14 protein-coding genes and 2 riboswitches are annotated in these 13,314 nt (G+C 41.2%); of the genes, 2 read left to right on the forward strand and 12 right to left on the reverse strand.

Annotated elements, in window-relative coordinates:
* Positions 1-82, reverse strand: a riboswitch (TPP riboswitch).
* Positions 83-205: 123 nt separating this feature from the next.
* From EKB01_RS07305 to EKB01_RS07325, 5 genes are all read right to left on the reverse strand, one after another.
* The gene (locus EKB01_RS07305) at positions 206-874 is read right to left on the reverse strand and encodes a TenA family protein (protein WP_167266328.1); all 669 of its coding nucleotides are present in this window, start codon (positions 872-874) and stop codon (positions 206-208) included.
* Between the two features lie 214 nt (positions 875-1,088).
* A riboswitch (TPP riboswitch) is annotated at positions 1,089-1,177 on the reverse strand.
* A gap of 148 nt (positions 1,178-1,325) precedes the next feature.
* Positions 1,326-2,462, reverse strand: a complete 1,137-nt coding sequence (gene lctO / locus EKB01_RS07310) for an L-lactate oxidase (protein WP_000120723.1) — start codon at positions 2,460-2,462, stop codon at positions 1,326-1,328.
* 160 nt (positions 2,463-2,622) lie between these two features.
* Positions 2,623-2,928, reverse strand: a complete 306-nt coding sequence (locus EKB01_RS09360; protein ID WP_162838149.1) for a hypothetical protein — start codon at positions 2,926-2,928, stop codon at positions 2,623-2,625.
* Positions 2,929-2,948: 20 nt separating this feature from the next.
* On the reverse strand, positions 2,949-3,263 hold the full coding sequence (locus EKB01_RS09365) for a hypothetical protein (protein ID WP_002880183.1): 315 nt from the start codon (positions 3,261-3,263) through the stop codon (positions 2,949-2,951).
* A 172-nt stretch (positions 3,264-3,435) separates the two neighbouring features.
* Positions 3,436-3,996, reverse strand: a complete 561-nt coding sequence (locus EKB01_RS07325) for a TetR/AcrR family transcriptional regulator (RefSeq protein ID WP_000111605.1) — start codon at positions 3,994-3,996, stop codon at positions 3,436-3,438.
* A 253-nt stretch (positions 3,997-4,249) separates the two neighbouring features.
* Between EKB01_RS07325 and EKB01_RS07330 the strand changes: the two genes are divergently transcribed.
* Positions 4,250-4,873, forward strand: a complete 624-nt coding sequence (locus EKB01_RS07330; protein WP_000483067.1) for a cysteine hydrolase — start codon at positions 4,250-4,252, stop codon at positions 4,871-4,873.
* Positions 4,874-4,923: 50 nt separating this feature from the next.
* Here the strand turns inward: EKB01_RS07330 and pyrE are convergent, their stop codons facing one another.
* The 7 genes from pyrE to typA all read right to left on the reverse strand — a co-directional run bounded on the left by pyrE (position 4,924) and on the right by typA (position 12,336).
* The gene (gene pyrE / locus EKB01_RS07335; RefSeq protein WP_095726170.1) at positions 4,924-5,556 is read right to left on the reverse strand and encodes an orotate phosphoribosyltransferase; all 633 of its coding nucleotides are present in this window, start codon (positions 5,554-5,556) and stop codon (positions 4,924-4,926) included.
* A 39-nt stretch (positions 5,557-5,595) separates the two neighbouring features.
* Positions 5,596-6,291, reverse strand: a complete 696-nt coding sequence (gene pyrF, locus EKB01_RS07340; protein ID WP_167266330.1) for an orotidine-5'-phosphate decarboxylase — start codon at positions 6,289-6,291, stop codon at positions 5,596-5,598.
* A gap of 228 nt (positions 6,292-6,519) precedes the next feature.
* Complete coding sequence (locus tag EKB01_RS07345) at positions 6,520-7,680, reverse strand: FtsQ-type POTRA domain-containing protein (protein WP_167266333.1); 1,161 nt, start codon at positions 7,678-7,680, stop codon at positions 6,520-6,522.
* A gap of 9 nt (positions 7,681-7,689) precedes the next feature.
* The gene (locus EKB01_RS07350; protein WP_167266335.1) at positions 7,690-8,748 is read right to left on the reverse strand and encodes a UDP-N-acetylglucosamine--N-acetylmuramyl-(pentapeptide) pyrophosphoryl-undecaprenol N-acetylglucosamine transferase; all 1,059 of its coding nucleotides are present in this window, start codon (positions 8,746-8,748) and stop codon (positions 7,690-7,692) included.
* A 1-nt stretch (position 8,749) separates the two neighbouring features.
* The gene (gene murD / locus EKB01_RS07355; protein ID WP_167266338.1) at positions 8,750-10,102 is read right to left on the reverse strand and encodes a UDP-N-acetylmuramoyl-L-alanine--D-glutamate ligase; all 1,353 of its coding nucleotides are present in this window, start codon (positions 10,100-10,102) and stop codon (positions 8,750-8,752) included.
* 118 nt (positions 10,103-10,220) lie between these two features.
* A complete protein-coding gene (locus EKB01_RS07360) occupies positions 10,221-10,475 on the reverse strand; it encodes a DUF3165 family protein (RefSeq protein WP_167266340.1) in 255 nt (84 codons plus the stop codon).
* Between the two features lie 19 nt (positions 10,476-10,494).
* Positions 10,495-12,336, reverse strand: coding sequence for a translational GTPase TypA (gene typA / locus EKB01_RS07365; RefSeq protein WP_167266343.1), 1,842 nt, complete (start codon positions 12,334-12,336; stop codon positions 10,495-10,497).
* A gap of 159 nt (positions 12,337-12,495) precedes the next feature.
* Here typA and EKB01_RS07370 point away from each other — a divergent pair, with 159 nt between their 5' ends.
* A complete protein-coding gene (locus EKB01_RS07370; protein WP_167266346.1) occupies positions 12,496-13,221 on the forward strand; it encodes a pseudouridine synthase in 726 nt (241 codons plus the stop codon).
* Positions 13,222-13,314 lie beyond the last annotated feature (93 nt).

Genomic DNA, 13,314 nt, shown 5'->3' on the forward strand with positions numbered 1-13,314 from the left:
TTTTCACATTTCCCTTCGCCAGTCTTAACTGTATCAGGTTCAATGGGTATCATCTCAGCCTAAAGCACCCCAAATGTCTTTATTATTTAATTACTGGACCAGTATAACAGAATTTGAAAGCCCTAGCAAGATATTTGACCGGAAAATATATTTATATAGTTTGTTTGTTCATTCTTTTAATCTACATAAAAGGATTGAATTTATCCTATAATTCATAACCAATATCAAAAAAGGCTAATTCCAAAGCAACTGCTTGATTCCAGCGTTGCTGAAGTTCTGTCAAATCTTCTCGATTTTTCCCGACACGATTGAGTTCGTCAACCAGAAATTGAACCCACTCTGTAAAGAAAGGACCTCTGTGGAGATTGATCCATTCTAAATGAATATAGGCTTCAGGTAGAGGCAAATCTTTAGAACCCCAGTCTAAATAGAGACCTTCTGCAATGACCAGCATGACCAAAAGATGAGCATAGTCTGATGAAGCCACAGCAGAATACATTAGCTCCTGAAACGCTTTTGTTACAGGGTGCAAGGTCACTTCTAGATAGTCATTCTCTGCTACTTTTAACTCTTTGAAAGCCTTTTGGAAATAACCATCTTCATCTGCTTCAAGAAAGCCTAGTTGCTTGGCAAAACGAAGTTTGGATTCAAGCTGGTCTGCGTGAGCTACACAAGCTCCCAGCATGGATAAGAAAGCATCAAAGAAATGATAATCTTGAATCAGGTAGTCTTTTAAGACCTTATTCTCAATTGTCCCCGCAAAAAGTTCCTTGACAAAACGATGATTGATTGCAGCCTGCCAATCCTTCCGACTGCTTTTTAATAATTCTCCAACAGTCAAACCTGGCTGAAATGCATAGTCTTGTGTTTCCATATTTACTTTTCCTCTCTTTACTCGTTCGTAATCAACAAAATACCAAGAAAATCCTAGTTTTACTTGACCTTTTTAAAGAAAAGTGGGGCATTCAAGGTGAGCTACCAAAAGGCTTGCCGTCAAGCCTATCCTCTTTTGATAAACAAAAAAACTCCAATTACAATCAAGAATTAGAGTTTAGCTTACAAGATTAGATCGTTCATTTCGCCATACGAAAAAACGTTTCACATTTCCCTTCGCCAGTCTTAACTGTATCAGGTTCAATGGGTATCATCTCAGCCTAAAGCACCCCAAATGTCTTTATTATTTAATTACTGGACCAGTATAACAGAATTTGAAAGCCCTAGCAAGATATTTGACTGAAAAATATATTTATATAGATTTCAATGGTGATTTATTCTTCCTATATACGAAGAAAAACCTCCACATCAAGTGGAGGCAAGCTATTTTATCAATACAATTTTAAGTCACGAGGGTCAACTGGGAAGGTTGGATTGTATGGGTTGTGACGGAGTTTGAAGTGTTTGACATCTTCAATAGTCTGAGTTCCAGATAACTGCATAACTGTCTTCAATTCTGCATTCAAGTGTTCAAAGACTTGACGCACACCAACACTACCGCCGAGAGCCAAGCCATAGATAACCGGGCGGCCAATAGCTACCAAGTCTGCTCCTGAAGCCAAGGCTTTAAAGACGTGTTGGCCACGACGAATACCAGAGTCAAAGACAATTGGTACGCGTTTGTCAACTGCTTCTGCTACTTCTTGAAGTGAGTCAAAGGCAGCTGGCCCACCGTCGATTTGACGGCCACCATGGTTGGTTACCCAGATACCAGAAGCTCCAGCAGCAAGCGAACGTTCAACGTCCTCACGGCATTGTGGCCCCTTGACATAAACAGGAAGTCCTGAGTATTCAGCGATAAATTCTACATCTCGTGGAGATAGGCGCTGTTTAGCTGATTTGTAAACAAAGTCCATTGATTTACCAGCACCTTCTGGCAGGTATTCTTCAACAATCGGCATGCCAACTGGGAAGACAAAACCATTACGCTTATCGACCTCACGATTGCCCCCTACCGTAGCATCAGCCGTCAAGACAATCGCTTTATAACCTTCAGCCTTCACACGGTCCATGATGTGGCGATTGATACCATCATCTTTACTAAAGTAAAACTGGAACCAATGAGGTGTCCCTTGAAGGGCTTCCGTAATTTCTGGAAGGTCGACAGTAGAGTAAGAGCTGGTTGTATAGAGAGAACCAAACTCATGCACACCACGCGCAGTCGCCACTTCACCCTGTTCATTTGCCAATTTATGAGCCGCAACAGGCGCCATAATGATTGGTGAAGACAATTTTTCGCCTGCAAATTCAATCTCTGTACTTGGATTTTCTACATTGCAAAGTGTATGAGGAACGATGAGTTTGTGGTTAAAGGCACGAATATTCTCACGCAAAGTGAAAGTATCCTCCGCCCCACTAGCGATATAGCCAAATGCTGCTTTAGGAATAACTTGTTGCGCCATTGGCTCCAAATCATAGGTATTGATGAAATCTACATGACCTTCTGCATTGCTTGTTTTGTATGACATAAAATGTCCTCCTTGATAAGTAAGCGTTTACTTTGTATATTACAAAAAATATTCTAACTCTTTTTTCAAAATTTTTCAAATATTTTGTTTGGAAATTTCATGCTTTCAATCATTTTACAGAGATAATTAAAAATGATGAACTTTCTTAAGTTATGGAAATTCAAATAATCTTTTCATTTTCTAATACTTTATCATCAAATTGTTCAGCTAGTATAGTTGCTGAGTGATAAAGTTCCTTTGCTTTATTTTTATCATTTTCAAAATAAAGATAGCACTTAGCTTCAAATACTGAAATTCCAGATTTATAGACTTGCAACATTGTTACTGATAAAATTTCATTCATCTTTTTTACTAGAGATATCATATGCTTATAGTCACTATGAACAACATAAACACCCGCTATGGCACAAAGAACTGATAGTAGCTCTACATTATACATTTCATCACTAACTAATTGCTGTTTCAACAACTTAATCCGAAAATCATCTAATGCTCTCTTCTATAAATCAAGTCTTGACATTGCATAGCAAAATAATCAATTAATAGTAAATCATTGAATGTGTAAACTTGCTTTAGTGTTACTTGCTTAAAATAATCATCAAAAATATCTTCAGCGAAACTACCTGTCCCTGTCCTTATCAAGTCTAATATTCTTTCAATCAAGTCTAGACTCAGCAACTCTTCCTCAGGAAGAGCTAGTTCTTTATTTTCAAGAAAAGTATCTATCGGAACTTCTAATCGCTTAGATAAATATTGTAACTTAGTAATTGTTGGCAAGGATTGCCCAAGCTCAGTACGCATCAGCTGTTTGATTATTAAGTCAGCTTCTGTCCACAGACCTCTTCTCTCGTCAATTTGTGACGTTCACGTTTCTGTCTTACTCTATGACCAATTTCAGTTTTAATATCTGTTGTCATTCTTACCTCTAACCACAATCCATAAATTAACATACTTTTAATTCTTCGGCTAAAAATTAACAATAATTCTTTTTCAAATCCGTCATATTATTTTCCAAAACTTGGATGTCTTGGCTGACTTTGAGAATGACAATGCTGCCTTGAATACTGGAGATGACTTGACGGGCCTGCAACTGCGCCCGCTCTTCTGACCAGTCAGCATGCAGGTCTTGCAAGAGGCTGGCTAACTTCTCTGTCCACTGGGTCATAAAATCATTGAGAGGACAGCGGAAGTTCTCATCTTCTGTGGACAATTCCACAATCAGATTACCAATTGGGCAACCATAAAAGACTGTCTGACTTTCATGAAATTGACAAACCCAGTCAATCATATCCGAAAACTTGTCACTGTAAGACTTGTCTGCTTCAAAAATATCTTCAAAAAGCTCTTTTCGCCACTTTGCTAAAATATCTTGAATGACCGTCAAACCAATTTCCTTCTTAGATTTGAAATAATAATAAAGCTGCCCCTTGCCAACATCAGCCACCTCCATGATGTCACTGATGGAGGTGGCATCATAACCCTTCTGATAAATCAATTCCTCAGCACTTTGTAAAATACGCTCTTTAACGCTCATCTGCTCACCTCTCTTTTTTCCTATTATAGCAGATTCAGAGCCTGAGACCAAACAATTGAAACCACCTCCTTTTGCCACTGTTTTATCATTAAAATTTTTGTTCTGAGCAAATTGATTTACAAATTCAATTCTAGATGTTATTATAATTGTACCGAACGGTCAGTATGTAACTAAAACTACCATTTGGAAAATCATCAAACTAACAGTCTAAATTCCTATTGGCTGTTAATCAAATCATATTAGGAGGAACCTCATGTTCAATCAGAAAAATGTCGCATTTGTTATCACAGACCCGCAAGTTGAATTCTTAAAATCTACTGGTAAAGGATTCGGAGCAACTAAAGATGTTCTTGAAAAAGTTAATACTATTGAAAATCTGACAAAGCTTTTCGCTCTTGCTAAAGAGCGTGGCTACAAGCGTTTTATCTCACCGCACTACTTCTATCCACACGATCACAAGTGGCAATTTAAAGCTGCTGGTGAAACGATGATGATTGAAAACGAAATGTTTTGGCGTGATAGCCAGTATTCAGCAATTCCAGAAGGCTCTGGAGCAGATATGATTGAAGAGATTAAACCATTTTTGGATGAAGATACTATTGTTGTCAACGGACATAAAATCTTTGGCCCAGAAAGCAACGACCTTAACCTTCAACTCCGCAAAAATGGTATCGACACCGTCATCTTGGCTGGTATGAATGCTAATCTCTGCGTGGATTCACACATGCGTGAACTCATAGAATTAGGCTACAATGTCATTGTTGTTAACGATGCTGTCGGTGCTCCAGGTGAAGAAGCCTACCAAGCTGCACTAACAAACTACGGCTACATTGCCAACCAAGTTTTGACAACTGAGGAAGTTATCGCTCAACTTTAGTATTAAAAACAAAATCAGGTAATCCTAGTGACTACCTGATTTTCTATGTTTTAGGCATTTTGCCAATTTTCTTGGTCTTCTTTAAAGCGTTTTAGGAGAGCGAGTCCTTCTGGTGTGATATATCCCTCTTCTTGGGCTAGGTGAATCAGTTCACTGTAGTTAGAAAGCGTCACCAATTTAACACCAGCGTCTGCGAAGTTCTTATCTGCTTTTGGCAATTGATAGCTGAAAATCGCTACGACACCAAGAACATCGGCTCCTTCGCGTTTAGCAGCAGCCACTGCTTCAAGAACAGACCCACCAGTTGAAATCAAATCTTCGACAACGACCATCTTTTGACCTTGAGCTACACGGCCTTCTATTTGGTTGCCTGCTCCATGGTCTTTTGGTTTGCTGCGGATGTAGGCAAAAGGCAAGTTCATCTTATCAGCGATGATCGCTCCGTGTGGAATTCCTGCTGTCGCAGTTCCTGCAATCACTTCTACTTCTGGAAATTCTGCTTTAATAGCTTCCACAAAACCATTTTCAATCAAGCTACGAGTTTCTGGATAGGCAAGCGTCACACGGTTGTCAGTATAAATCGGTGACTTGATACCAGATGCCCAAGTGAAAGGCTCCTCTGGTTTGAGGTAAACGGCTTGGATTTTCAAGAGGTGGCTAGCGATATCTTTAGCAAGTGTCATAGTATTCTCCTTTTGTTTTTATAATCTATTTCTTTAATTTCAGTCTTGGTTCCATTCATCCTTGATAGCATGATAAGCTGCAACAGGATCCTCAGCTTTGGTAATCGGACGTCCTACTACGATATAGTCACTACCGATTTGATAGGCATCCGCTGGTGTCATGACACGTTTTTGGTCTCCAACCGCAGCTCCTGCCGGACGAATTCCTGGTGTCAGACAGATAAAATCTGGATTGGTGGCCTGCTTGATGAGTTGCACTTCCTGAGCTGAGCAAACGACACCATCCAAGCCCGCTTCAGCTGTCTTCTTGGCATAGTGAATCACAGACTCTTGCAGGCTGGTTTGGATATTTTGAAAGTCTCTCATTTGTTCTTCAGAAGTTGAAGTCAATTGAGTGACAGCAATCAATTTTGCTTCTTTTCCAAGACCTTCACGCGCAGCCTTCATCATCTCCACACCACCAGCAGCATGAACGTTGGTCATGTCTACACCAAGCTGAGACAAGACCTTCATAGCCGATTTAACTGTATTTGGAATGTCATGTAGCTTGAGGTCCAAAAAGACACTATGCCCCAGTGACTTCAAATAACGGACAACTTCAGGACCTTCCGCATAATAAAGCTCCATCCCTACTTTTAGATAAAGACTTTCTTCTGCTGGGAAAAGAGATAAAAATTCCTTGACCGCCTCAAAACTAGGAAAATCAAGAGCAATAACTGGACGATGTTCACGCATACCTTTCTCCTTTTACCTTTGTAAGCTAGAGAGCATGAAAAAAGGAACCTGCCAACAGCAAGGTTCCACGAAAAATGGGTAGTCTCCACCCTTTCACCGTCTAACCTTAGCTGCCTCTCTGGACTGCTTTAAAGGTTTTTTTCTATTCTATTATTTATAGTAGGACTTGTCAAGCAAAAACTCGAAACTGGATTTCTATACCATTCAAAATCAAGAGGAAAAATTGGTCTAACGACTCTGTGATTGCTGGCTCGTTTGGCTTTGATTTCCTTGTTCTTCTTGTTTTTTCTTTTCTTCTTCCTGTTTTTTCTTCTCAGCTTCCTTGGCCTCTTGCTTGGCTTTTTCCTCAGCCTCTTCTATCAATTTATCCGCTATAGTATAGCTATATACTCCAGCTTCCATATCGACTACACTCGGTTCTGACAATTGTGGCTTAATTTTGCTATAATAAGGTAATTTTTTGCTCAATTCTGATAGGGGAACCAAAACCTCATCTGTGTCCAGCATGGTAATTTTTAACAGATCTGCTGTTGCCTTGCTTGGCGCTAATTCGATTTTCTGGATTTGACTCTTGATATCCTCACTGATGGTAGACAATCCCGTTATCAGTTCTTTCACCTGCTGCTCATCGTTAAAGGTAACTGTTAGATAAGTCTCAGGCAAGTTTAAGCGATCAACAGGAGTTGACTCTACTGTACCACTAGACAGAATAGGATAATGTCCTTCACCAGACACATAATAACCAACAATATCAAATTCCTTAACCTCAATCGTAAAGTTAGTCGGAAATTGATAGTTAATCTTCGCCGACTCTATCCAATGGTTGGACTTGATTCGCTCAGCGTATCTTTCCTTATCCAACAATAGAGCTAAAGTATAGTCGCTATCTTGAATCCCAGAAGCCTGTTTGATGTCATCCGCCTGCGTGTTACTATTTCCCTTAACCTCGATATTTTTGATGGTCGAAAGTGGAGTCAATAGATAGACTGAAAGAAGAAGGACCAGGACACTGGGTACCAAGATACTCACAGCTCGCCAAATATGAACAGGCGCAATTTTAGGCTTGGCTGGTTTGGCTGGTTTGGCTGGTTTTTCTTTTTTCTTCTCTTTTTCTTCTTTGACTTTAGGATCATCCTTTTTAGATTTTTCTTCTTTTTCGGATGGTTCCTCGTCTGGAACAGTTTCGTTCTGGTCGGAATCACTTGATGACTTCTTACTTCCCTCTAACGACTTAGAGTTTTTCCCCATTCGAGCTTGTTTTTCCTTTTCCTTCTCCTCAGCTAGGGCAGCTTCTTCCTCAGCCTTTTTTTTCAGGTATTCCTGGTTTCGTTTCTGCCATTCAGACAATTCTTTCTTAGGGCTTGATTCTTTTTTCTTATCCTTTGACATTGATATTCCTTATGCTAGGTCTTTTCTTAGTAAATCGTAAAAATCCGCAAGAGATTTCAATTCAGTCGAATCCTTCATGCTAGCTTGGTACTGATCCTTGTGACTAAGCAAGTGACTGAGTTTCGCCTCCAAGCTTTCCAAGGTCAAGTCGCTTTCTTGAAGTTCTTCTGCATAGCCTTTCTTAACAAAGTAGGCTGCATTTTCAATCTGGTCTCCTCGACTTGCTTCACGACCCAATGGTACGATGAGATGGAGTTTCGCCATGGCCAAGAGCTCAAAAATCGTATTGGCACCGCCACGCGTCACCACCACATCTGCCATCTCCATTAAAGGTTGATAGAGATCTGTCACATAATCAACACGAAAGAGATTTTGACTCAACTCATTGAGGCTTGAATCTCCAGTGAGATTGATAATATTGTAGCGTTCGGTCAGTTCTTGCTTATGATCTGTCACCAATTGGTTAAAGACACGAGCTCCTGCAGAACCACCGACAAACAATACTGTAGGCAATTTAGGATTAAAGTGGGTTTGGATATCCACCAATTCATCTGGTTCAGGAGTGTTTTGATCTGAAACCTTGGTGACTGCTCCCACATGCTCGACTTTTGCGAGACCAGCAGCCTGCTCAAAGGTTGAATACATCTTGGTCGCAAATTTATAGGCAATTTTATTGGCCAAGCCCATAGACAGGTCCGATTCGTGAATAAAGACAGGCACTCCTGACACACGCGCAGCGATAACCGGCGGTACAGAGACAAATCCTCCCTTTGAAAAAAGGGCCTGTGGACGCAGTCGTAGCATGATAAAGAGGGATTGGACAATTCCCCAACCAACTTTAAACACATCCAGCATATTTTGCCAAGAGAAATAGCGACGCAACTTCCCAGTCGCAATGGAGTGGAAGGTCACATTCAAGCCTGACTTGAGGATTTCTTGGTGTTCGATTCCGTGTTTATCACCAATATAGTGAACTTCCCAGCCGTCTTCGATAAACTTAGGCATTAACAAAAGGTTGAGGGTAACATGTCCAACCGTCCCCCCACCTGTAAAGACAATTTTTTTCATATTATTCCTTTAACTCCGCTACTGTGTCGATGAAAAGATCTCCACGTACTTCAAAGTTAGCATACATATCCCAGCTAGCATTGGCAGGACTGAGGAGAACCACGTCTCCTTGAGTCGCGAACTCATAAGCCTTGCGGGTCGCATCTGCAATATCTGTCGCATCTACATAAACCACACCAGCCTTATCTGCTGCCCGTTTGACACGTTCTGCAGACTGACCGAGGATGACCATCTTCTTGAGCCCAGTAATATCTGGCACCAATTCGTCAAACTCATTGCCACGGTCCAAACCACCTGCAATTAAGATGACCTCGCTGTTGTCAAATCCTGACAAGGCTTTTTGAGTGGCCAGGATATTGGTTGATTTGCTATCATTATAGAATTTGACCCCCTTGATTTCATCCACAAATTGGAGACGGTGTTTAACACCACCAAAGGATGAAAGAGTTTCCTTGATGGTTTGGTTGTCTACACCACGAAGCTTGGCTACTGCAATGGTCGCAAGGGCATTCTCCACATTGTGGCTACCTGGAACTCCGATTTCATCAGCTGCCATGACTACTTCCCCACGGAAATAGAGTTGACCATCTGCAAGATAGGCTCCATCAACATTTTCCTTTGTTGAAAATGGTACAACAGTGGCTTGTGTTTTAGTAGCCAATTCTTTTGCCAAGTCTTGGTTAAAGTTCAAGACAAGGAAATCAGCTGCTGTCATATTATTTTGGATATTCCACTTAGCTGCCACATAGGCCTCAAAAGAACCATGATAGTCGATATGAGTGGGCATAAGGTTGGTAATAACCGCAATCTCAGGATGGAATTCTTGAACACCCATCAGTTGGAAAGAAGAAAGTTCCATGACAAGCGTGTCCTTAGCCGTTGCAGTTTGAGCCACTTGACTGGCAGGATAGCCGATGTTCCCTGACAAGAGACCATGTTGGCCAGCAGCAGTCAAAACTTCCCCAATCATCGTCGTTGTGGTTGTTTTCCCATTTGAACCTGTGATACCGATAATTGGCGCTTCCGAGATCAAGTAAGCCAACTCCACCTCAGTTAAGACTGGAATTCCCTTTGCCAATGCCTTTTCAATCATGGGATTGCTATACGGGATACCTGGATTTTTCACCATCAGAGCGAAATCTTCATCCAACAATTCCAAAGGATGCCCACCAGTGACAACCTTGATTCCCTCTTCTAGCAAGCTTTGAGCAGCAGGATTTTCCTCAAAAGGCTTGCCGTCATTTACTGTCACAATGGCACCTAGCTTGTCCAACAAACGAGCCGCAGACTCACCAGACTTAGCTAAACCTAAAACAAGGACTTTCTTATTTTTAAATTGATCGATTACTTTCATGTCTCAAACTCCATTTCTACTCCTACTATTTTACCATTTTTATGGAAATAATACTAAACGAAAATGCCCTAACTCTCATTTCTACCATAGAAAAAGAGAGCCGTAGCTCTCTTTCTATTTATCTTCTTTTGCTCTTTTTTACAGACATGAGCGTAATGTCTCTCAAGCTAAAGTAGGCTAGGGCCAGCATGGCGATTGTGACAAAGAATTCTGTCGGTAATTGGAAGATTTGCAAGATGGACAACATCAGCAAAATCAAGAGTGCAACAACTACAAAGACCATGATAACGATATTGACTGTTCCTTTGATACTTTGAGGTGTCGCAAATACATAGAGTAGTAATAAGAGTATCCCTATGATTAAATAGACCATCTTTATCTCTTTCTAGCCCTTATTCAGCTGATTTTTTCTTTTTGTTGGCTTTCTCGCGCTCTGCCTTATTGAGAATTTGCTTACGCAAACGGATTGACTCAGGCGTTACTTCCATGTACTCATCGTCATTCAAGAATTCAAGAGACTCTTCAAGGGTCAAGATACGAGGTGTCTTGATAACCGCTGTTTGGTCCTTGGTTGCAGAACGAACGTTGGTCATTTGTTTAGCCTTGGTGATATTCACTGTCAAGTCGTTCTCACGAGAGTTTTCACCGATGATCATTCCTTCGTAAACCTCAGTACCTGGATTGACAAAGATCGTACCACGCTCTTCGATCGACATGATTGAGTAGGTTGTTGCCTTACCAGCATCGATGGAAACGAGGGCACCACGGTGACGACCACCAATTTCACCTGGAATCAATGGCATGTATTGGTCGAAGGTATGGTTCATGATACCGTAACCACGAGTCATTGACAAGAACTCAGTTGAGTAACCGATCAAACCACGCGCTGGAACAAGGAAGACCAAACGAGTTTGACCATTACCAGTTGAAATCATATCCAACATTTCACCCTTACGTTCAGAAAGGCTTTGGATAACAGAACCTTGGTATTCTTCTGGAGTGTCGATTTGAACACGTTCAAATGGCTCACATTTAACACCGTCAATTTCTTTTACGATAACTTCTGGACGAGATACTTGAAGTTCATAACCCTCACGGCGCATGGTTTCAATCAAGATTGACAAGTGCAATTCTCCACGACCTGAAACAGTCCATTTATCTGGTGAATCAGTTGGGTCAACACGAAGGGAAACGTCTGTTTGCAATTCTGCTTGCAAGCGTTCTTCTACCTTACGAGAAGTCACCCATTTCCCTTCACGACCTGCAAATGGTGAATTATTTACCAAGAAGGTCATTTGAAGGGTTGGTTCATCGATATGTAGGATTGGAAGAGGTTCAATGGCATCCGTCGGAGTAATAGTTTCACCAACAAAGATATCTTCCATACCGGATACGGCAATCAAGTCACCTGCTTTAGCTTCTTGGATTTCACGACGTTCCAAACCAAAGAAACCGAAAAGTTTTGTAACACGGAAGTTCTTCGTTGTACCATCTAGTTTAGAAAGAGTAACTTGGTCCCCAACTTTCACACTACCACGAAAGACACGACCGATACCGATACGACCTACGAAGTCATTGTAGTCCAAAAGTGACACTTGGAACTGCAAAGGCTCATCTGAGTTGTCTACTGGAGCTGGGATATGGTCGATAATGGTGTCAAAGATTGGCGCCATTGTTTTTTCTTGATCAGCTGGATCATCTGACAAGGAAGATGTTCCGTTAATCGCTGAAGCATAAACAACTGGGAAATCAAGCTGGTCATCATCTGCACCAAGCTCAATGAAGAGTTCCAAAACTTCGTCCACTACTTCTGCTGGACGAGCTGATGGTTTGTCTATTTTATTAACAACCACAATTGGGACAAGGTCTTGTTCCAAGGCTTTTTTCAATACGAAACGAGTCTGTGGCATGGTTCCTTCGTAGGCATCTACGACCAAGACAACACCGTCAACCATTTTCATGATACGCTCAACTTCTCCACCGAAGTCCGCGTGTCCTGGTGTGTCCATGATGTTGATACGAGTTCCGTTGTAAGCAACGGCTGTATTTTTAGCAAGGATGGTAATTCCACGCTCTTTTTCGATATCGTTTGAGTCCATAGCGCGCTCTGCTAACTCTGTACGTGCATCAAGAGTTTCAGATTGCTTCAATAATTCGTCAACGAGGGTTGTTTTACCGTGGTCAACGTGGGCGATAATCGCAATGTTACGGATATCTTCTCTTAATTTTGTCATGATTTCCTCTAATATTTTAAATTTTTATTTCTAACTGAACAATTATACCACAGTCTCATTCAAAAATCACAGTTCAGCTAAGTGTAAATGTTTTCACTCTGCTTTTCTAGTCAAGGCAACTCTTTTCAAAGTCAGAGACTTATGATAAGATAAGCTGGTATGCGTTTAGATAGATTATTAGCCCAAGAAAAGGTCAGCCGCAAGGCTATGAAACAATCACTATTAAAAAAAGAAATCCTAGTGGACGATTGTCCAGCCAGTTCCCTGGCTCAAAATGTCGACACTGGATTGCAGAAATTAGTCTTTCAAGGACGGCAAATCCAAGGCTACGAGCACAACTACCTCATGCTTCATAAGCCAAACGGAGTCGTTACAGCTAGCAAGGATAAGAAACTCCCAACTGTCATGGACCTACTCCCACCTGACATCCAGTCTGACCAGCTCTATGCTGTCGACAGACTAGACCGCGATACGACGGGGCTACTCCTTTTGACAGACAATGGACCTCTTGGCTTCCAACTCCTTCATCCCCAGTACCATGTCGATAAATCCTATCAAGTGGTAGTAAACGGACCGCTCACGTCAGATCATATCCAAAAATTCAAGGATGGAATCGTCTTTTTAGATGGGACCACTTGCAAACCTGCTCAGCTCGAAATTCTGTCCTCAAGCCCAACAGAGAGCCGGGCCACCATCACTATCTCTGAGGGCAAATTTCATCAAGTCAAGAAGATGTTTCTATCAGTTGGTGTCAAGGTGACTGCCCTAAAACGAGTCCAGTTCGGCTATTTTACATTAGACCTAGAACTAGCAGAAGGGCAATACCGTTCCTTGAATCCAGAGGAATTGGAAATTATTAAAAACTATTTAGAGAAATGTGGATAAAAGAAAAAAGCTTTAAATTGTACTGACCCCAAAAAGTTAGACAAATAATTATTGAAAGGATTTAGTTCTGTACTGCACAGGACTAAGTCCTTT

Source organism: Streptococcus sp. CCUG 71758 (assembly GCF_011714815.1).
Classification (GTDB): Bacteria; Bacillota; Bacilli; order Lactobacillales; family Streptococcaceae; genus Streptococcus; species Streptococcus halitosis.